This is a genomic window from Streptomyces sp. NPDC037389 (assembly GCF_040636475.1).
Classification (GTDB): Bacteria; Actinomycetota; Actinomycetes; order Streptomycetales; family Streptomycetaceae; genus Streptomyces; species Streptomyces hesseae.
In genome coordinates this window covers 137,674-156,583 of record NZ_JBEZUS010000012.1, presented here as the reverse complement: position 1 = coordinate 156,583, position 18,910 = coordinate 137,674, and the positions used below count along the sequence as shown (strand labels likewise).

General features: G+C 73.5%; 17 protein-coding genes. 6 read left to right on the top strand and 11 right to left on the bottom strand.

Going from position 1 to position 18,910, the window contains the following annotated elements; all coding sequences use genetic code 11:
* Positions 1-6: 6 nt before the first annotated feature.
* Both AB0E98_RS25740 and AB0E98_RS25735 read right to left on the bottom strand, forming a co-directional pair.
* Positions 7-477, bottom strand: a complete 471-nt coding sequence (locus AB0E98_RS25740) for an NUDIX domain-containing protein (protein WP_361706744.1) — start codon at positions 475-477, stop codon at positions 7-9.
* Positions 478-480: 3 nt separating this feature from the next.
* Positions 481-1,197: an XRE family transcriptional regulator gene (locus AB0E98_RS25735; protein ID WP_361706871.1), complete on the bottom strand. Its 717-nt coding sequence runs from the start codon at positions 1,195-1,197 to the stop codon at positions 481-483.
* A 140-nt stretch (positions 1,198-1,337) separates the two neighbouring features.
* Here AB0E98_RS25735 and AB0E98_RS25730 point away from each other — a divergent pair, with 140 nt between their 5' ends.
* On the top strand, positions 1,338-1,631 hold the full coding sequence (locus AB0E98_RS25730) for a hypothetical protein (RefSeq protein WP_361706743.1): 294 nt from the start codon (positions 1,338-1,340) through the stop codon (positions 1,629-1,631).
* A gap of 258 nt (positions 1,632-1,889) precedes the next feature.
* Positions 1,890-2,741: a helix-turn-helix domain-containing protein gene (locus AB0E98_RS25725; protein WP_361706741.1), complete on the top strand. Its 852-nt coding sequence runs from the start codon at positions 1,890-1,892 to the stop codon at positions 2,739-2,741.
* A 29-nt stretch (positions 2,742-2,770) separates the two neighbouring features.
* On the opposite strand, the gene AB0E98_RS25720 is transcribed toward AB0E98_RS25725, so the two are convergent.
* From AB0E98_RS25720 to hutU, 5 genes are all read right to left on the bottom strand, one after another.
* Complete coding sequence (locus AB0E98_RS25720; RefSeq protein ID WP_361706738.1) at positions 2,771-3,403, bottom strand: hypothetical protein; 633 nt, start codon at positions 3,401-3,403, stop codon at positions 2,771-2,773.
* Positions 3,404-3,501: 98 nt separating this feature from the next.
* Positions 3,502-4,668 (bottom strand): imidazolonepropionase, encoded by a 1,167-nt coding sequence (hutI, locus tag AB0E98_RS25715; RefSeq protein WP_361706736.1) that lies wholly within the window; start codon positions 4,666-4,668, stop codon positions 3,502-3,504.
* A 20-nt stretch (positions 4,669-4,688) separates the two neighbouring features.
* On the bottom strand, positions 4,689-6,023 hold the full coding sequence (locus tag AB0E98_RS25710) for a formimidoylglutamate deiminase (protein ID WP_361706733.1): 1,335 nt from the start codon (positions 6,021-6,023) through the stop codon (positions 4,689-4,691).
* Positions 6,014-7,201 (bottom strand): allantoate amidohydrolase, encoded by a 1,188-nt coding sequence (locus tag AB0E98_RS25705; protein ID WP_361706869.1) that lies wholly within the window; start codon positions 7,199-7,201, stop codon positions 6,014-6,016. The genes AB0E98_RS25710 and AB0E98_RS25705 overlap by 10 nt, the downstream gene beginning before the upstream one ends.
* Before the next feature lie 176 nt (positions 7,202-7,377).
* The gene (gene hutU / locus AB0E98_RS25700) at positions 7,378-9,036 is read right to left on the bottom strand and encodes a urocanate hydratase (RefSeq protein WP_311608563.1); all 1,659 of its coding nucleotides are present in this window, start codon (positions 9,034-9,036) and stop codon (positions 7,378-7,380) included.
* 151 nt (positions 9,037-9,187) lie between these two features.
* Between hutU and AB0E98_RS25695 the strand changes: the two genes are divergently transcribed.
* A complete protein-coding gene (locus AB0E98_RS25695) occupies positions 9,188-10,555 on the top strand; it encodes a diaminopimelate decarboxylase (RefSeq protein ID WP_361706730.1) in 1,368 nt (455 codons plus the stop codon).
* Here the strand turns inward: AB0E98_RS25695 and AB0E98_RS25690 are convergent.
* On the bottom strand, positions 10,539-11,135 hold the full coding sequence (locus tag AB0E98_RS25690) for a hypothetical protein (protein WP_361706728.1): 597 nt from the start codon (positions 11,133-11,135) through the stop codon (positions 10,539-10,541). The genes AB0E98_RS25695 and AB0E98_RS25690 overlap by 17 nt on opposite strands.
* Before the next feature lie 251 nt (positions 11,136-11,386).
* Here AB0E98_RS25690 and AB0E98_RS25685 point away from each other — a divergent pair, with 251 nt between their 5' ends.
* Positions 11,387-12,706, top strand: coding sequence for an esterase (locus AB0E98_RS25685; protein ID WP_361706726.1), 1,320 nt, complete (start codon positions 11,387-11,389; stop codon positions 12,704-12,706).
* A 197-nt stretch (positions 12,707-12,903) separates the two neighbouring features.
* Here AB0E98_RS25685 and AB0E98_RS25680 read toward each other — a convergent pair whose 3' ends face one another.
* Together AB0E98_RS25680 and AB0E98_RS25675 are read right to left on the bottom strand one after the other, a co-directional pair.
* Positions 12,904-13,755, bottom strand: coding sequence for a MurR/RpiR family transcriptional regulator (locus tag AB0E98_RS25680; RefSeq protein ID WP_361706724.1), 852 nt, complete (start codon positions 13,753-13,755; stop codon positions 12,904-12,906).
* An 81-nt stretch (positions 13,756-13,836) separates the two neighbouring features.
* A complete protein-coding gene (locus AB0E98_RS25675; protein WP_361706722.1) occupies positions 13,837-15,198 on the bottom strand; it encodes an acyl-CoA synthetase in 1,362 nt (453 codons plus the stop codon).
* A gap of 108 nt (positions 15,199-15,306) precedes the next feature.
* Between AB0E98_RS25675 and AB0E98_RS25670 the strand changes: the two genes are divergently transcribed.
* Positions 15,307-15,822, top strand: a complete 516-nt coding sequence (locus tag AB0E98_RS25670; protein ID WP_361706720.1) for a hypothetical protein — start codon at positions 15,307-15,309, stop codon at positions 15,820-15,822.
* Positions 15,823-16,197: 375 nt separating this feature from the next.
* On the opposite strand, the gene AB0E98_RS25665 is transcribed toward AB0E98_RS25670, so the two are convergent.
* A complete protein-coding gene (locus AB0E98_RS25665; RefSeq protein ID WP_361706717.1) occupies positions 16,198-17,595 on the bottom strand; it encodes a cystathionine beta-synthase in 1,398 nt (465 codons plus the stop codon).
* Positions 17,596-17,818: 223 nt separating this feature from the next.
* On the opposite strand from AB0E98_RS25665, the gene AB0E98_RS25660 reads away from it, so the two are divergent.
* A complete protein-coding gene (locus AB0E98_RS25660; RefSeq protein WP_361706867.1) occupies positions 17,819-18,883 on the top strand; it encodes an SGNH/GDSL hydrolase family protein in 1,065 nt (354 codons plus the stop codon).
* The last annotated feature ends 27 nt before the right edge of the window (positions 18,884-18,910 follow it).

Genomic DNA, 18,910 nt, shown 5'->3' with positions numbered 1-18,910 from the left:
GCTGGGTCAGCCGAGGTAGGGCCGCTCGCGCCCTTCCAGGAAGTGCCCCAGGCGGAGCCGCTGGGTGTGGTGCATCGGCAGCGCACCCAGCTCATCCGGAGGAACGAACCGGACCTCCGTGGACTCGTCCGAGACGGCGAGCGCGCCGCCGACGACGCGTGCCCTGAAGCAGACGTTGAACTGACGACGCACTTCCCCGTCGCTGTAGGCGATGACATGACGGGGGTCGGTGTACGTACCGACCAGACCCGTGATCTCGACGTCGAGCCCCGTCTCCTCCTTGACCTCCCGCACCGCCGCACCGGGCAACGAGTCGGTCATGTCCATCCCGCCTCCGGGCAGCGCCCACAGCCCGTTGTCGCTGCGCCGCTGCAAGAGGATGCGCCCGGCGTCGTCCGTGACGACGGCTGAGGCAGCCACCACCAGGCTGTTCGGCTCGGGCGCGCTTGGGTCGTCGTAGTACTCGGTCCGGGCCATTCTTCAGCCTTCCTCTACGGGCGTCGCCGTCGCCCAGACGGCACCGAAGCTCTCGGCGTAGGTATCGAACATCCCGCCGTCGCCCGTGCGCCGCAGGTGCCACACAGGAGCGGCGTACGCGTTGGCACCCCAGACGTGGGCGTTCACCAAGACCTGGTCGTCAGCACGGTACAGGCTGTTGTAAAGCGTGGTCCTGTGAGTGCGCACCTCAATCCCGGCCGTGCCGATCAGAGGCCGGTAGTGCATGAGCGCGAGGCGACAGCGCGACTCGATGCCATGCCCGAACTTCTCCTCCCTGCCACGCTGTTGGACGCTGCGATCGTCCGGATCGCCGACGGCGATCCGGATGGCGCACCCGTCGGCGGCTCTCCGGCGAAGGAGATCGTTGAGAGGTGGATACGCCTCGTGCAGGAAGACAGCCGCGTACACGAGCACGTCGATTCGTGCTCGCGCTTGGGCGAAGAGATCCACGACCGACGACACGGGCAGATCCGCTCGACGGCCGTACAACGCCACCAGCTCGGGACTCAGAGTCCGTGCCGCTCGCACCTGGCGCAACGCCGGCCAGAGCGCATAGACGTCTTCCCTCAGCAGCTCAGCCGCAGCGAAAGCCGTCGCCCGACGTGGTGTACGCCCCAAGTTGACCCACCGCTCGACGGACTTCGGGTCCACCTCCGCTTTCTCGGCGAGGCTCGCGTATGTCCATCCTCCAGCGTTCATGGCCACGCACAACCGCTCGTTCCGCACGTCCGCACCCCCTGCCCGAACTTCCCCAGGGACGTTGTACCGCCTCCGGGACGTCCTAAAGTGGGTTTCGCTGGAGGTTCCAACGTCCTGATCACCGGCAGGACCATCGCGTCATGGACACCATGGCAGTGGGCTCTCTGGCAATGGACACGCAACGGGACCGCGTGGGTGAGGTGATGGCGGCGACACGGGAACGCGTCTTCCTGCGCCCCCTGGGTGGCGGCCGTGAATGGGAGGCGACGCCGTCGGCACTACGGCCGATGACGCCCGGCGGCAAGCAGGGACGCTGTACCGGATGCGACACGATCAAGCGCGCCCGGCGAGAGGCGACCGCTCGGGGCGACGCCGAGGAGACGGCCCGTGCCGCCACGCTCATGGGACTGCACCAGCGCGAGGCGCACGCGTGAACGAGACACCCGGGACGCGGAGAGCCGCGAACCGGTCCGGCTGGACATCCTTTTAAAGGACTTGAGGTAAGAACCAACCCCTACCAACCCGACACGTCACCCCATCAGGTGACACGGTGGAAGTTGTGGGCGGCGGCGCGGTACGTTCACCGCGCAAGCTCCAGCAAGCTCCAGCAAGCTCCAGACAGACGACGGCCCCCGGCCGGGACTGGCATCCCGATCGAGGGCCTGATCATCCAGGAAGACGAACCCTTCCCAATGACTGAAGCGCAGTCTAGCGCGCACCCCTCCGCGCGCACCGACGCTCCGCGAGCTGGAGTGGTCCACATCCGGCACCACCACGACACGAACTTCACCGTCGTCGGCAACCACCTCGCCCAGCACCCGGATCTGTCCGCTGTCGCGATCGGCCTCGGCGTCTACATCCAGTCGCTGCCGGACGGCGCGGCCGTCGGCATCAAGGACCTCACCCGCCGCTTCAGGGAAGGCGAAATCACCATCGCCCGGGCCTTGAGAGAGCTGGAAACCGCCGGCTATCTGGAGCGGAAGCCCGAACGGACGGCGACGGGCCGGATGGTGACCCATACGAGCTGGTACGAGCGGCCCGGCACCGAGCCGCCTCCGGCCCCGCCCCCGCCCAAGGTCGACCTGGTGAAGCGGCGGCCTGCTGCCCCGAAGCCCGCCCGGCGCGAGGAGCCGACGGAGCCGACCCCCTTACCGCCCGTCGACCGGCCCGCCGCAGACCTGCTCGCCGGGCTGCGCCGCCGCGACCCACGGCTGTGGCTCTCGGAGACGGACGTCCGACGGCTCTCCCCCGCCGTGCGCACATGGCTCGACCGGGGGATCGGCCCCGTCCGGATCGCTCTCACCCTGACGGGCGGCCTCCCCATGGGCACCATCTCCTGGCCCGCCCGGCTGCTGGGCTACCGCCTGAGGAACTGGCTGCCACCCGCCCTGCCCGTACGGACCCCGGAGGCACCACCACCGGGCCGGGCGCGGCCCACGGCGCCCCTGCCGTTCCAGACCTGCGGCGGCTGCGAACGCGTCTTCCGCGCCGCCGAGCCCGGCCGTTGCCGGGACTGCCGCCAGGTGGCAGAGCGGGCCGCCTGAAGTGTGGGCCATCCATTTGCCGACGGTTCTCATACCGCCGGGCGGGATATTCCGCTCGTGACGCTGGAGAGGACGGGCCGAGCGGCGGCGGCGTTCTTGCCCAGCGGGGCGAGGGCCAGGAGGAAAAGCAGGCCACTCAGGGGCATCAGGTCCAGGCCGCCGACCGCCGTGACCGCCACCCCGGCGACGATGGCGAGCGGCCGCCAGGCGGCTATCGCGCGCAGGGCCGCCAACTGGGCCACGAGCAGCAGCAGTCCGACGTAGAAGAGCAGCGGGCCGACGGTGTAGACGGCGGGTGTCACGCCCGGCCAGCTGTGGATCCGCTCGAAGAGGACGTCCATCGTCGCGCGGTCCACCGACGCGTATCCGACCAGCAGGTCGATGACCGTCTGTGCCGTCACGGCCGCCACGCCCAGCAGGCCCAGGGTCGCGCCGGCGCCGGCGAACGCCCGGCTCGCCCGGCCCCGGCCCGTCGCCGCCGTGCGACGCAGGCCCAGCATCACCTGGCCGAACAGCAGGACGCCCGCCAGCAGGGCCAGATGACCGAGCGACCAGGCCGGGCCCGGGCCGTGGCCGGGGTCCGTCAGCCGGATGAGGCCGTAGGCCGTCATGCACAGCGGGCCCGTCGTGAAGGCCGCCTGTCGCCATGTCGTGTTCTTCATGACGTCGATACTTCCGGCCGGGACCCGTCAACGGCTTCCGGGAAGACCCTGGCCCCGCCCTGACCCCGCCCTGAGACCTCCCTGACCTGACCCGGACCTCAGAGCTCGCGCACCCCGCGCCGCCAGACGGCCGAGACGAGCGGCACGCCGGGCCGGTAGGCGAGGTGGACGTGCGAGGGGGCGTCCAGGAGCGCCAGGTCGGCGCGGGCGCCCGGGGTGAGGCGGCCGATGTCCGTGCGGCGGAGGGCCGCCGCCCCGCCCGCCGTGGCGGACCAGACGGCCTCGTCGGGCGTCATTCCCATGTCGCGCACGGCCAGGGCCACGCAGAACGGCATGGAACTGGTGAAGGACGAGCCGGGGTTGCAGTCCGTGGACAGGGCGACCGTGACGCCCGCGTCGAGGAGGCGGCGCGCGTCGGGCCACTGGGCGCGGGTGGAGAACTCGGCGCCGGGCAGCAGGGTGGCCACCGTGGAGCCCTGGGCCAGCGCGTCGACGTCCGTGTCGGTGAGGTGGGTGCAGTGGTCGGCGGAGGCGGCGCCGACCTCGACCGCCAGCTGGACGCCGGGGCCGTGGCCGAGCTGGTTGGCGTGGACGCGCGGGACGAGTCCGTGGCGCTTGCCTGCCTCCAGGATCGCGCGGGCCTGGTCGCCGTCGAAGGCGCCCTTCTCGCAGAACACGTCGACCCAGCGGGCGTGCGGGGCGCACGCGTCGAGCATCTCGCCGGTGACGAGGGCGACGTAGCCGTCGGGGTCGTCGGCGAACTCCGGCGCCACGATGTGCGCGCCGAGGTAGGTGACCTCGTCGGTGTGGGCGGCGGCGATCCGCAGGGCGCGGGCCTCGTCGTGGGTGGTCAGGCCGTAGCCGGACTTGGTCTCGAAGGTGGTCGTGCCCTGGCGGAGGGCCTCGCCGAGGTAGCGCAGGAGATTGGCCTCCAGCGCCTCGTCACTCGCCGCGCGCGTCGCCGCCACCGTCGTGCGGATGCCGCCCGCGCTGTAGCTCCGCCCGGACATCCGCGCGTTGAACTCGGCGGTCCGGTCGCCCGCGAAGACCAGGTGGGAGTGGGAGTCCACGAAGCCCGGGACGACGGCCCGGCCCCCGGCGTCGACGGCGTTGTCAGTGGCGGGTGCTTTGCTGGACTCACCGATCCACGCGACGCGGTCGCCGTCGATGACGACCGCCGCGTCCTGGACCAGACCGAGGGGGCCTTCGCCGAGAGAGGGGTCGTTGGTGACCAGACTGCTGATGTTGATGATTGCCGTGCTCATGCTTGCTCCGGTCCTCGGCGTCAGCCGCTCAGGGCGGCGATGGAGTCGGCCAGTGCCCGCGGCACGTCCGGTACGAGCTGGTGGACCCCGTCGCGTACGACGTGCCGGCCGCCCACGACCGTATGGCGGATGTCCGCGCCCGTCGCGGCGAATACGGCCGTCTCGGCACCGTGGCGCGGAGCCGGCCCCGCGGTACGGACGGAGTCCAGCGCGACCGTCGTGAGGTCGGCGAGGGCGCCCGGCTCGATGCGGCCCGCGTCCGCCCAGCCCAGGGAGGCGTGCCCGTCCTCGGTGGCGGCGCGCAGCAGCGCGGCGGCGGTCCAGTGGCCCCGGGTGCGGGTGCGCAGCCGTTCGTCGAGCTCCATGGCGCGGGCCTCTTCGAGGAGGTCGATGACGGCGTGGCTGTCGCTGCCCAGGGACAACGGGCTGCCCGCCCGCTGGAGCCGGACGGCGGGGCCGATGCCGTCGGCGAGGTCCCGTTCGGTGGTCGGGCACATGCAGATCGTCGACGTCGCGCCGCCGAGGAGGGCGATGTCCTCGTCGGTGAGGTGCGTGGCGTGCACGGCGGAGGTGCGCGGGCCGAGCACGCCGTGGTCGGCGAGCAGCCGCGTGGGGGTGCGGCCGTGCGCCGCGAGGCAGGCCTCGTTCTCGGCGGTCTGCTCGGACAGGTGGACGTGGAGGGGGGCCTCGCGTTCGTCGGCCCAGCGGGCCACGGTCGTCAGCTGGTCGGCGGGCACGGCACGTACCGAGTGCACGGCCGCGCCGATCCGGGCGTGGCCGGCGGGCTTGAGGGCGGCGGCGCGCTCGGCCCAGGCGTCGGCCGTGCCGTCGGAGAAGCGCGTCTGGTGGTGGTTCGGGGCCTCACCGAAGCCCGAGGAGAGGTAGGCGGTGTCGAGGAGGGTGATGCGGATGCCGGCTTCGGCGGCGGCCGCGATCAGGGCCTCGCCCATGGCGTTGGGGTCGGCGTAGGGCGCGCCGCCGGGGCTGTGGTGGAGGTAGTGGAACTCCCCGACGCAGGTGATGCCGGCGAGGGCCATCTCGGCGTACGTGGCGCGGGCGAGGGCGAAGTACGAGTCCGGGGTGAGCCGGTCGGCCACGCCGTACATCACGTCGCGCCACGTCCAGAAGGTGCCGCTGCCCACCTGGGTACGGCCGCGCAGGGCGCGGTGGAAGGCGTGGGAGTGGGCGTTGGCCAGGCCCGGGAGGGTCAGGCCGCGCAGGGTCGTCGCGCCCGGGGGCGGGGAGGGGACCTCGGTGCGGACGGCCGTGATCCGGCCGTCCGTCACCTCGATGGCCACACCGGGCTCGACACGGTCGCCGAGCCACGCGTGCTCGGCCCAGTAGGTCACCTGCACGCCAGGCCCTCCAGTACGTCGGCGAGTGCGGTCACTCCGGCCACGCAGTCGTCCTCGGTCGCCGTCTCGGCGGGCGAGTGGGAGACGCCGGTGGGGTTCCGCACGAACAGCATGGCCGTGGGGATGACGCCGGACAAAATACCGGCGTCGTGCCCGGCGCCCGTGGGCAGCACGGGCGCGTCGCCCAGGAGCTTGGCGAGCTCGTCGCGCAGGTCGTGGGCGAACTCCACGACGGGGGTGAAGGACTCCCGGGTCACCCGGACCTCCACGCCGTCGCGGACGCCGCGCTCGACCGCCGCCTGCTCGATCTCCGCGACGACGGCGGCCAGCGTCTCCTCGTCGGCGGCGCGGGAGTCCAGCCAGCCGCGGACGAGGGAGGCGATGGCGTTCACGCCGTTCGGCTCGACGCCGACCTTCCCGAAGGTCGCCAGGGCACCGGCGAGCCGGGCCTTCTTGCGGGCCGCGAGCACGGTGTTGGCGTACGTCAGCATCGGGTCGCGGCGGTCGTCGAGGCGGGTGGTGCCGGCGTGGTTGGCCTCGCCGTGGAAGTCGAACCGCCAGCGGCCGTGCGGCCAGATCGCGGAGGCGACGCCCACGGGGTGGTCCGTTTCGACCAGGGCGCGGCCCTGCTCGACGTGGAGCTCGACGAAGGCGCCGATGCGGGCGAGGCGGTCGGGGTCGGGGCCGATGGCCTCGGGGTCGTATCCGGCGCGCTCCATGGCCCGGGCCAGGGAGACGCCTTCGCCGTCCAGGAGGGCGTGGGCCTTGTCGCGGGTGAGCTGACCTGCGGTCAGGCGCGAGCCGACGCAGGCCAGGCCGAAGCGGGCGCCCTCCTCGTCGCCGAAGTTGACGACGGCGAGGGGGCGGGTGGGCTCGGCGCCGCGGGTGCGGAGCTCGTCGATCGCGGCGAAGGACGACACGACGCCGAGGGGGCCGTCGAAGGCGCCGCCGTCGGGGACGGAGTCCAGGTGGGAGCCGGTGACGACGGCGTCACCGGCGGTGGGGTCGCCGAGCCAGGCCCACTGGTTGCCGTTGCGGTCGACCTCGTAGGTCAGCCCGCGGGTTTCGGCTTGCGCCTGGAACCACGAGCGGCAGTCGGCGTCGGCGCCCGTCCAGGCGTAGCGGCGGTAGCCGCCGCTTTCGGGGTTCCGGCCGATGGGGCGCAGGTCGCGCCACATCTCGTGGAACGACGAGGTCGTGGGCAGTCGTTCCGCCGGGGCGGAACGGGTGGGCACGACCCCCGCACCCGGCGACGGCACGTTCCCCGCACCGGGGGTACCCGCTTCGGGTGCGGCCCGGTGGTCGGGCTGCGCCCACCCGTCCCGCCCTGCGGGACGATTGCCCGCAGCGGCGGTCACTCGCCCTCCCGCATCGGGATGCGCACCCCACGCGCCTCGGCGACGGCGTCAGCCTCGTCGTAACCCGCGTCGACGTGGCGGATGACGCCCATGCCCGGGTCGTTCGTCAGAACGCGGCGGATCTTCTCGCCCGCGAGCGCCGTGCCGTCGGCGACCGTGACCTGGCCCGCGTGGATGGAGCGGCCCATGCCGACGCCGCCGCCGTGGTGGAGGGAGACCCAGGAGGCGCCCGAGGCGACGTTGACCATGGCGTTGAGGAGGGGCCAGTCCGCGATCGCGTCGGAGCCGTCGAGCATGGCCTCCGTCTCGCGGTAGGGCGAGGCGACGGAGCCGCAGTCGAGGTGGTCGCGGCCGATGACGATGGGCGCGGAGAGCTCGCCGCTCGCGACCATGTCGTTGAAGCGCTCGCCCGCGCGGTCGCGCTCGCCGTAGCCGAGCCAGCAGATGCGGGCCGGGAGGCCCTGGAAGTGGACGCGCTCGCCGGCCATCTTGATCCAGCGGGCCAGGGACTCGTTCTCGGGGAAGAGGTCGAGGATCGCGCGGTCGGTGGCCGCGATGTCCTTGGGGTCGCCCGACAGCGCCGCCCAGCGGAAGGGGCCCTTGCCCTCGCAGAAGAGCGGGCGGATGTACGCCGGGACGAAGCCGGGGAAGTCGAAGGCGCGGGTGTAGCCCGCGAGCTGGGCCTCGCCCCGGATGGAGTTGCCGTAGTCGAAGACCTCGGCGCCCGCGTCCTGGAAGCCGACCATGGCCTCGACGTGGCGTGCCATCGATTCGCGCGCCCGGGTGGTGAAGTCGGCGGGCTTCTCGGCGGCGTAGGTGGCCATCTCGTCGAAGGAGACGCCGACGGGCAGGTACGCGAGCGGGTCGTGGGCGCTCGTCTGGTCCGTCACGATGTCGATGGGCGCGTTCATCGCGAGGAGCTGCGGTACGAGCTCGGCGGCGTTGCCCAGGACGCCGATGGACAGCGGGCGGCGGGCGTCGCGCGCCTCGACGGCCAGCTGGAGGGCGTGGTCGAGGGAGTCGGCCTTGACGTCCAGGTAGCGGTGCTCGATGCGGCGCTCGATGGCGCGCGGGTCGCAGTCGATACAGATCGCGACGCCGTCGTTCATGGTGACGGCGAGCGGCTGGGCGCCGCCCATGCCGCCGAGGCCGGCGGTCAGGGTGATCGTCCCGGCGAGCGTGCCGTTGAACTTCTTCGCGGCGACGGCGGAGAAGGTCTCGTACGTGCCCTGGAGGATGCCCTGCGTGCCGATGTAGATCCACGAACCGGCCGTCATCTGCCCGTACATGGTCAGGCCGAGGGCCTCCAGGCGGCGGAACTCCTCCCAGTTCGCCCAGTCGCCGACGAGGTTGGAGTTGGCGATGAGGACGCGCGGCGCCCACTCGTGCGTCTGCATCACGCCGACGGGGCGGCCGGACTGGACGAGCATGGTCTCGTCCTGCTTGAGCGTCTGGAGGGTGCGGACCATCGCGTCGAAGGAGCGCCAGTCGCGGGCCGCCTTGCCCGTGCCGCCGTAGACGACGAGCTTGTCGGGGTGCTCGGCGACCTCGGGGTCGAGGTTGTTCTGGAGCATCCGCAGCGCGGCTTCCTGCTGCCAGCCCCGGGTGCTCAGCTCGGTGCCTCGCGGTGCTCGCACGGGTCGCGGTCCTGACATGGGCGCTGCCTCCCTGGCTCTCTCCATCGCGTTCTGAATAGAACACTGCACAGTCTGAGCATCTGAATACCTCTAGTCAACAGGTTCGCCGGTCGACCTCATCGGCGGTCGCACCGTGGCCGTCGGCCTCCCTCGGTGGTGGAGTAGGCGTATGGGTCACGTGGAGAGCGCCGCGCGGCGGCGGGACGCGGCCGTGCTGGCGGCCGTCCGGCAGGGGGTCGTCTCGGCGGACCGGCCCGTCGTGGGCCTGCTGGACGCCCCGGGGATCAGAGCGGCCGCCGCCGCGCTCCACAAAGCGTTCGCGCAGGTCAGCGCCCCCGGGGCGGACGTTCTGCACACCTTCGCCGTCAAGGCCGCGCCCCTGGTGCCCGTACTGCGGCTGCTCGCCGACGAGGGGCTGGGCGCCGAGGCGGCGAGCCCCGGGGAGCTCGCGCTGGCCCGCGCGGCGGGCGTGCCGCCCGGGCGGACCGTGCTGGACTCCCCCGCCAAGACCCCCGCCGAGCTGCGCGAGGCGCTGGCGCTCGGCGTCGCCGTCAACGCCGACAGCCGGGAGGAGCTGGCCCGGCTGGACGGCCTCCTGACCGACACCGCGTCTCCCCCACCGCCCCTTGGCCTGCGCGTGAACCCCCAGGTCGGCGGCGGCAGCATCGATGCGCTCAGCACCGCCACGCCGACGTCGAAGTTCGGGATCCCGCTGCGCGACGAGGGGGCGCGCGAGTGGCTGGTACGCGCCTGCGCCGAGCGGCCGTGGCTCACCCGCATCCACGCCCACGTCGGCTCGCAGGGCTGCCCCCTGGAGCTGATGGCTTCCGGCATCCGGGCGGTGTACGAACTGGCCGAGGAGGTCAACGAGCGCGTCGGCGCCCGGCGGATCCGGTCCGTGGACATCGGTGGCGGTCTGCCCGTCAACTTCGCCTCCGACGACGTCACACCCACCCACGCCGCGTACGCGCGACTGCTCGCCGAGGCCGTCCCCGGGCTGTTCGACGGGCGCTACGGCCTGGTGACCGAGTTCGGGCGGTCGCTGCTGGCCAAGAGCGGGATGGTGCTGGCCCGGGTGGAGTACGCCAAGTCGGCGGGCGGCCGCCGGATCGCGGTGACGCACGCGGGCGCGCAGGTGGCCGTCCGCACGGTGTTCGCGCCGGAGGCGTGGCCGCTGCGCGTGGCGGTGTACGACGCGTGGGGACGGCCGAAGGACGGGGCGCCCGAGACGCAGGACGTGGCCGGGCCGTGCTGTTTCGCCGGGGACCTGGTCGCGACCGGGCGTTCGCTGCCCCGGCTGGAGGCCGGGGACCATGTCGCGCTGCTCGACACCGGCGCGTACTACTTCTCGAACCACTTCGCGTACAACACGCTCCCCCGCCCGGGGGTTTACGGCTACGCGGAGCACCAACAGCCGACCGGGGCCGAGGAGGCCCCTGGTGTGCGCTTCGTGCCCGTACGGCCGCCGCAGTCCCTCGACGAGCTCGTCGCCGAGAGCGGCGGCGCCCACGCGGTGGGGCTCACCGCGCTGCGCTGACCACCGCCCCGCCCGTGGCCGGACGCCCGCGCCGCCGGGCCCCGCCGGGCAGGGCGTCACCGGCGACGAGACCGGTGGTGAACCAGCCGCTCACGGGCGCCGCGACGGGGCTGCCCTGCGCCCGCTCCGTACGCACCCACAGCAGCGACTCGCTCCGGCGCTCCAGGCCGCCCAGCCACAGGGCCTTCGCCCACAGCCCGGCGCCCGCGCCCGCCATCGCCAGGCCGGCCGCCGACGGCGCGGCGAGCGAGGAGGCCGTGGCGGCGGCGAACGCGCCCGCCAGCCACCAGCGCCGGGCCCGCCGCCAGTTCCGCGCCGTCACGGCCCGGTCCTGGAGGAACACGGCCCGGCCCGCGCGCGTCGCGCCGCCCGCCAGCTCCGTGTACCGGCCGCGCCGCGCCAGGAAGGCCACGGCACCGGCCACGACGAACAGGACACCACCCACCGCCAGCCCGAGCACGCGTCCGGTGAGCCCCGGCACCAGCCCCGGTACCAGCCACGGCATCGCGGCACCGGCGCCCGCGCTCAGCAGCCCGAGCCACCACAGCGGGCGCGCCGGCGCCCTCACGATCACGGCCACACGAGCCAGCGCATACGCTCCGCGCCCCACGTCGGACCTCCTCGTCGCTCTTCTCGTCACCCCTGACGGCCATCACCGCGGGCCGCACGCTAGCCGACGATTCTGAGTGCGAGCTGAGAACCGCGCGAGCCCGTAGCCCACTGGGGTCATACCCGGGTAGTACAGGCGAGTTGGCCCCGTCGTATGTCGTGTCGACGCATCATCGGTCCTTATGGTCGTCCTACCGACGGAGCAGTGGGAGGAGCCGAAACATGCCGGTGAACGAGCGGGCCCTGCGGCGACGGGCGCTGGTGGCAGCGGGTGCGCTGGCCCTGACCGGTCTGCTCGGGGCCTTCGCCCCGCACGCCCGCGCGGCGGCCGGTGACGCGAACGGCCCGGTCACCACGACCGTGTCCCGCGCCCACGTCCGGCTGCCCGAGCCCACCGGCCCGTTCCCCGTCGGCACCACCACCCGCCACCTGGTCGACACCTCCCGCGAGGACCCCTGGCACCCGGGGCGCGGCCACCGCGAGGTCATGATCGGCCTCTGGTACCCGGCGGCCCACGCGGGCTGGCGGACCGCTCCGCGCACCGCGCCCCACATGGAACGGCGCGCCGCCGCCCACTTCGGCTCGCCGGGCGGCTCCGGCCACCTCGGCTACCGCGTACCGGCCGGGGCCGTGGACTGGGCGGCCACCGCCACCCACGCGCGCGTGGACGCTCCCGCCGCGCGCGGGACGGGCGTACGGCCGGTCGTGCTGTACTCGGCGGGCCTGGGCGACCCCCGGACCTGGAACACGTCGCTCGTGGAGGACCTGGCCTCGCGCGGCTACGTGGTCGTCACGGTCGACCACACCTACGACTCCTCCGAGGTCGCCCTCCCCGGCGGCCGCCTCGCGCCCTCCGTGCTCCCCGGCCTCGCCGCGAAGCGCGGCACGGACCCGGGGAAGGTGCTGCGCAAGGCCATGAAGGCGCGCGTCGACGACACCCGCTTCGTCCTCGACCGGCTCGGTGGACTCGGTGACCGTCAGCACCGGCTGTCCCTGCCGCATGGCCTGGCCGCCGCCATGGACCTGCGGCACGTGGGAATGGTGGGCCACTCGGCGGGCGGCTTCACGGCCGTCCAGGCGATGCATGACGACCGGCGTATCCGGGCCGCGGTGAACATGGACGGGACGATGGAGTTCCCCGGGCCCGGGGGCATGAGCTCGGCGTCCCGCGACGGGGTCGACCGGCCGTTCCTGCTGATGGGCACGGACGCGGCGGATTCCGGCGAGTACCGGCGCCAGCCGTCATGGAAGGCGCTGTGGCAGCACTCGCGCGGCGGCGAGTGGCGGGGTGACGTGACGCTCACCGGGTCGGAGCACGGCGCCTATACGGACGCGGCGGCGCTGCTGCCGCAACTGGCGCGGCGGGGGGTGGTGCCGTGGGGGACGGTGCGGGGGGATGTGGGGTCGGTGCGGGGGGAGCGGGCGGTCGCGGCTACGCGGGCGTATGTGGCGTCGTTCCTCGACCGCTTTCTGCGGGGGCGGGACGACGGGCTGCTGGACGGGCCGTCGGGGCGCTTCCCGGAAATGCGCATCGCGCGCTAGGGCGCGGTGAGGAGTCCCCGATCCCGCCCCTTCCCGTAACCGGGGGCTCCGCCCCCAGACCCCCAGACCCCCAGACCCCCAGACCCCCAGACCGCGCTCCGCGCGGTGTCCTCAGGCGCCGGACGGGCTGAATTCAGCCGCTCCGGGGTCCGGGGGCAACGCCCCGGGAAACGGCGGAAGGGCGGGGTCGGGGCCCCTCACTCCACGAACAAGCCCCGGGCAGCGGCCTTCGCGTCGAACTCCTCCAACCGCGCCTGCGCGTCCGGCAGCGCATCGCACATCGCCTCCAGCAGCACCCGCCCCAGCAGCATCGGCGCGCACGCCGTGTCGAAGGCGAGCCCCGTGCCGACGGCGGCAGGCAGCAGGATGTCGCTGTGGCGCGCCACCGGGGCGAAGGTGGAGTCCGCGACGGTGACGACCGTCAGGCCGGCCCCCCGCGCGTACTCCAGCGCCTCCACCACCTCGCGCGGATGCCGCGGCAGCGCGAAGCACAGCAGGGCGCTCGCCCCGGCCCGCACCGCCGCGTCGATGCGGTCGACGAGCAGCGTGCCGCCCTCGTCCAGCAACCGCACATCGGGGTGGACCTTGCGCGCGAAGTAGGCGAACCCCGCCGCCTGGGCGGTCGCGGCCCGCAGGCCGAGGACCGGCAGCGGACGGGAGGCGGCCAGCAGTCGGCCGGCCCGGGCGACGGGGGCCGGGTCGGCGAGCAGGGAGGCGAGGTGGCGGAGGTTGTCGATCTCGGCCTGCACGGCCTGCTGGTACTCGTTGTACGAGTCCTCGGCGGGCGCCTCGGCCGCGGGGACGACGTCGCGCAGATGGCGGCGGAGCGCGGGGTAGCCGTCGAAGCCGAGGGCGACCGCGAAGCGGGTCACCGACGGCTGGCTGACGCCCGCGAGCTCGGCGAGCTCCACGCTGGAGAGGAACGGCGCGTCGGCCGCGCGGCGCACCATGCAGTGGGCGATGCGACGCTGCGTGGGCGTCAGCCGGTGCCCTTCGAAGAGCTTCTGCAGCCGCGCGGTGGCTTCCGGCTCGCCCCCGGTCTCGCTCATGGGCCCTCCTCGGTCAGTCAGTCATTCATCCGGCCCGTACCCTGCATGAAATTATGCAGGGTACGGCACCGGGACCGCGCCTCACAGCGGAGGCAGCAGCTTCTTCTGCGGCTTGCCCATCGCGTTGCGCGGCAACGCGTCCATGAAGCGGATCCGGCGCGGCCGCTTGTGGACGGAGAGATGGCCCGCCACGAAGTCGATCAGCTCGCGCTCGCCGATCCCGTCGGCCACCACATAGGCGACGATCTCCTGCCCCAGGTCGTCGTGCGGCAGGCCGACGACCGCCGCCTCACTGACCGCCGGGTGGTCCAGGAGGGCGTTCTCGACCTCGCCGGCGCCGACACGGTAGCCACCGGACTTGATCAGGTCGGTGGAGGCCCGGCCCACGATGCGGTGGGTGCCGTCCGCCTCGATCGCGGCGATGTCGCCCGTGCGGAACCAGCCGTCGGCCGTGTACGCGGCCGCCGTCGCCTCCGGGCGGCCCAGGTAGCCGGCGAAGAGCGTCGGGCCGGACACCTCCAGCTCCCCGATGCCGCCCTCCTCACCGGTCTCCACCACGCGGGTGCGCACGCCCGGCAGCGGCAGGCCCACCGAGCCGGGGCGGCGCTCGCCGTCCGCGCGGGCGGAGACGGTGATCAGGGTCTCCGTCATGCCGTAGCGCTCGACGGGCCGTTGCCCGGTGAGCGCCTCCAGGTCGCGGAAGACGGGCGCGGGCAGGGCGGCGCTGCCCGAGACCAGCAGCCGGGCGCCGGAGAGGGCGCGGGCGGCGGTGTGCTCGCGCACCACCCGCGACCAGACCGTCGGCACGCCGAAGTAGAGGCTGCCGCCCGCCGCCGCGTACGCCTCCGGCGTGGGGCGGCCGGTGTGGACCAGCCGGCAGCCGGTGCGCAGGGCACCCAGCACGCCCAGCACGAGGCCGTGCACGTGGAAGAGCGGCAGCCCGTGCACGAGGGTGTCCTCGGCCGTCCACTTCCAGGCCTCGGCGAGCCCGTCCAGGCCCGCCGCGACGGCACCGCGCGGGATGAGCGCGCCCTTGGGCGCGCCGGTGGTGCCGGAGGTGTAGAGCACGAGGGCGGTCGACTCCGGGTCCGGCTCGGGCGCGGACCAGGTGCCGCGTTCGCGTATGTCCACGGGGACGTCCTCGCCGAGGACCAGTTCGGCACCGGAGTCGCGCAGGATGTGGCCGCGCTCGGCGGACCCGGCGTCCGGCGGCAGCGGTACGACGGGCACCCCGGCGAGCAGCCCGCCGACGACGGCCACGACGGTCTCGGGCTCCGCCACCGCCCGTACGGCCACCGACGGGGCCCCGGCGATCCGGGCGGCCACCGCGCCCGCCGCGCCCAGGAGTTCCTCCCGTGACATCGTCCGTCCCGCGATGGTCAGGGCGTCCGGGCGGTCGGCGGCGTCCGGGGCGACCAGGGACGACAGCAGGGGTTCGGGCACGGAATCGCTCCTTCCACGGGGCCCCGGCGGACCGGGGGGCATCCCCTCTGCGGATACGGGTGCTGGCCCCACTGACGCGGGGCCCTCGCCGACCGTACCGTCATGGCCATGATGGCCCGTGACACCGATGACCCGAAGGACCCCGGTCGCGCCGACGACCCCGCCCTCGGCCTGAAGAAGGACCCCGAGCTGCGCCGGGAGCTGGACGCGACCGCGCACACGCTCAAGGAGCTCGGGCCGGAGTACGAGGCGGAGCTCATCGACTCCTTCCTGGAGAAGGTCGGGGAGCGCATCGACCGGCGGATGGACGCCACGGCGGACCGTCAGGTGCGCCGGCATCTCGCCGAGCGGCAGATGGGCGCGGCGCGGGGGGCGGCGGGGCGACACGGGGGCGACGGGGCGGCCCCGGCCCTCGGGAGCTTCGGGGAGCGCTTCGGTTTCGCGGCGGTGTCGCTGGTGCTGGCGGTGCCGCTGTCGGCGATCGCCGCGTATCAGGCGCATCTGGCGGGGCTGATGGTGACCTGGGCGGGGATCGTGGGGGTCAACGTCGCGCAGGCACGGGTGTCTTGGCGGCGGCGGTCCGCCCCGGAGCGGGAGCGGTCTTCCGAGGACTGGGGCGTCTGAGCGATCCGGTCGCCCGCGCGCCGGTGGGGGCTGATCGCGCCCACGCGGCGGAGCCGCACATCGACACCGCCCCGCGCCCCTTGCGGGGCGCCCCCGGCGGGGCCCGCCGCACCGCCCGGAAAAGCAGTTGGCGCGGGGGCCGCCGCACCCCGGCTGTGGCCGGGGTCGGGACGACGGCGGTCCCCGCGGAGGACGTGGGCCGGATCCCGTGTGCCGGGATCCGGTGCCGCGTCCGGACGGCACTGGAGTCCGGGAGCCGCTCCGGAGTTCCCGCCGCCTCGATGCCCCTCACTATGCCGGTCCCGTGTTAAGCCCGTGCTGCGCGCACGTGACGCATACGTACCTTTTACGGACCGGTAGTTGGCTCAAAGGGTCTTACTTCGTTCCGCTGTTGCCGCCCTCGGCGAGGAACGCGAGCAGGTCCTGCCGGCTGACGACACCCTTCGGCTTGCCCTCGACGATCACGATGGCCGCGTCCGCCGTGCCGAGGACGTTCATCAGGTCGCCGACCGGCTCGCCGGAGCCGACCTGCGGCAGCGGCGCGCTCATGTGCTTCTCCAGGGGGTCGGTCAGCGAGGCCCGCTGGGCGAACAGCGCGTCCAGCAGGTCGCGTTCGACGACCGAGCCGATGACCTCGGCGGCCATGACGTCGGGGTGACCGGCGCCGGGCTTGACGATGGGCATCTGCGAGACGCCGTACTCGCGCAGCACCTCGATGGCCTGACCGACCGTCTCCTCGGGGTGCATGTGGACGAGCGAGGGGATGCCGCCGTCCTTGCGGCGCAGCACGTCGCCGACGCGGGCGGCGTCGCCGGGCTCCTCCAGGAAGCCGTAGTCGGCCATCCACTCGTCGTTGAAGATCTTGCTCAGGTAGCCGCGGCCGCTGTCCGGCAGCAGCACCACGACGACGTCGTCCTCGCCGAGGCCCTCCGCGGCGCGCAGGGCGCTGACGACCGCCATGCCGCAGGAGCCGCCGACCAGCAGGCCCTCCTCCTTGGCGAGGCGGCGGGTCATCTGGAAGGCGTCCTTGTCGGAGACCGCGATGATCTCGTCGGTCACCGTGCCGTCGTAGGCGGTGGGCCAGAAGTCCTCACCGACGCCCTCGATCAGGTACGGACGGCCCGAACCGCCGCTGTAGACCGAGCCCTCGGGGTCGGAGCCGATGACCTTGACCTTGCCGCCGCTGACCTCCTTCAGGTACCGGCCGGTGCCACTGATCGTGCCGCCCGTGCCCACGCCCGCGACGAAGTGCGTGATCTTCCCCTCGGTCTGCTCCCAGAGCTCCGGACCGGTGGAGTGGTAGTGCGAGAGCGGGTTGTTGGGGTTGCTGTACTGGTCGGGCTTCCAGGCGTTGGGCGTCTCGCGCACCAGGCGGTCGGAGACGTTGTAGTACGAGTCCGGGTGCTCGGGGTCGACGGCGGTCGGGCAGACGACGACCTCTGCCCCGTACGCCCGCAGTACGTTGATCTTGTCCTGGGAAACCTTGTCAGGGCAGACGAAGATGCACTTGTAGCCCTTCTGCTGCGCCACGATCGCGAGACCCACGCCCGTGTTGCCCGAGGTGGGCTCCACGATCGTGCCACCCGGCTTGAGTTCGCCGGACTTCTCGGCCGCCTCGATCATCCGCACGGCGATGCGGTCCTTCACCGAACCACCGGGGTTGAAGTACTCCACCTTGGCGAGCACGGTCGCCTTGATGCCTTCGGTCACATGGTTGAGCTTCACGAGCGGGGTGTTGCCAACGAGCTCAATCAACGAATCGTGATACTGCACGGTGATCTCCGCGGTCGGGGGCACTAGCGGTCGTCGCGTACCCATACCGCCAGCCTAGAGCGCGTGCGACCGCTCCAACGGCGCGTTGCGAAGGCGAGTGCGCGGGGCAACCTGCTCATAGCGCGCACTGGCAAGGGCGCGCCGGATTCATGAAGCTTTTGTGAAGCGTTTGTAAACCGTCTTTCGGAGCGCTTCGGAGCGCTGAGGAGGCTGTCCGGTGTCGATGCTGAGGGCGAGGGCCGCGCGGCGGATCGCGGCCGCTGCGGCATACGGAGGCGGTGGCGTCGGCCTGCTCGGCGGGGCGGCGCTCGGGGTGCTGATCACGGAGGTGGCGCTGGCCCGGCGGGTCGTCGGCGGGGCCGGCGGCGCCCCGCCGCACGCGGACGGCCGCTACGGCTCCGCCTTCGTCCACGGGGCGGGGCGGGAGCCGCTGCTGCTGGGCGTGCTGGGCGACTCCACGGCGGCGGGCCAGGGGGTGCACCGGCCCCGGCAGACCCCGGGCGCGCTGATGGCCACGGGGCTCGCGGCGGTCGCGGAGCGGCCCGTGGAGCTGCGCAACGTGGCGCTGTCCGGGGCTCAGTCCTACGACCTGGAGCGGCAGGTCACCCAGATCCTCTGCGATCCGGAGCGGATCCCGGACGTCTGCGTGATCATGATCGGGGCGAACGACGTCACCCACCGGGTGCCCGCCACCCGCTCCGTCCGGCTGCTCACGGAGGCCGTACGCAGACTGCGGGAGGCCGGGTGCGAGGTGGTGGTCGGCACCTGCCCCGACCTGGGCACGATCGAGCCCGTCTACCAGCCGCTGCGCTGGCTGGCCCGGCGGCTGAGCCGGCAGCTGGCGGCGGCGCAGACGATCGGGGTGCTGTCGGCGGGCGGCCGGACGGTCTCGCTGGGCGATCTGCTGGGGCCGGAGTTCGAGGCCAACCCCCGGGAGCTCTTCGGGCCCGACAACTACCATCCGTCGGCCGAGGGTTACGCGACCGCGGCCATGGCCGTACTGCCCACGCTCTGCGCGGTGCTGGGGCTCTGGCCGGAGGAAGAGGAGCGGCCCGACGCGGCGCGCCGCGAGGGCATCCTGCCGCTGGCCCGGGCGGCCGCCGAGGCGGCGGCGGAGGGCGGCACGGAGGTCACGGCCCGGGGCCGCTGGGCGCTGCTCAAGCACCGCAAGCGGCGGCGGCTCCCGACGGGCGCGGAGACCGTTCCGGACGGGGAACGGCCCGCCCATACTGGAAAGAGTCCGGCGTCACAGCCCGGAGACCGTGACCCGGGACGTACTTGCGGGTAACTTCCGGGGAGTCTTCGTTCCCGCGCA

Excerpts from the sequence above, each read along its gene's own strand:
- AB0E98_RS25740 (WP_361706744.1), bottom strand. The coding sequence starts at position 477 with ATGGCCCGGACCGAGTACTACGACGACCCAAGCGCGCCCGAGCCGAAC.
- AB0E98_RS25735 (WP_361706871.1), bottom strand. The coding sequence starts at position 1,197 with ATGAACGCTGGAGGATGGACATACGCGAGCCTCGCCGAGAAAGCGGAG.
- AB0E98_RS25730 (WP_361706743.1), top strand. The coding sequence starts at position 1,338 with ATGGACACCATGGCAGTGGGCTCTCTGGCAATGGACACGCAACGGGAC.
- AB0E98_RS25725 (WP_361706741.1), top strand. The coding sequence starts at position 1,890 with ATGACTGAAGCGCAGTCTAGCGCGCACCCCTCCGCGCGCACCGACGCT.
- AB0E98_RS25720 (WP_361706738.1), bottom strand. The coding sequence starts at position 3,403 with ATGAAGAACACGACATGGCGACAGGCGGCCTTCACGACGGGCCCGCTG.
- hutI (WP_361706736.1), bottom strand. The coding sequence starts at position 4,668 with ATGAGCACGGCAATCATCAACATCAGCAGTCTGGTCACCAACGACCCC.
- AB0E98_RS25705 (WP_361706869.1), bottom strand. The coding sequence starts at position 7,201 with ATGTGGCGCGACCTGCGCCCCATCGGCCGGAACCCCGAAAGCGGCGGC.
- hutU (WP_311608563.1), bottom strand. The coding sequence starts at position 9,036 with ATGTCAGGACCGCGACCCGTGCGAGCACCGCGAGGCACCGAGCTGAGC.
- AB0E98_RS25695 (WP_361706730.1), top strand. The coding sequence starts at position 9,188 with ATGGGTCACGTGGAGAGCGCCGCGCGGCGGCGGGACGCGGCCGTGCTG.
- AB0E98_RS25685 (WP_361706726.1), top strand. The coding sequence starts at position 11,387 with ATGCCGGTGAACGAGCGGGCCCTGCGGCGACGGGCGCTGGTGGCAGCG.
- AB0E98_RS25680 (WP_361706724.1), bottom strand. The coding sequence starts at position 13,755 with ATGAGCGAGACCGGGGGCGAGCCGGAAGCCACCGCGCGGCTGCAGAAG.
- AB0E98_RS25670 (WP_361706720.1), top strand. The coding sequence starts at position 15,307 with ATGATGGCCCGTGACACCGATGACCCGAAGGACCCCGGTCGCGCCGAC.
- AB0E98_RS25660 (WP_361706867.1), top strand. The coding sequence starts at position 17,819 with ATGCTGAGGGCGAGGGCCGCGCGGCGGATCGCGGCCGCTGCGGCATAC.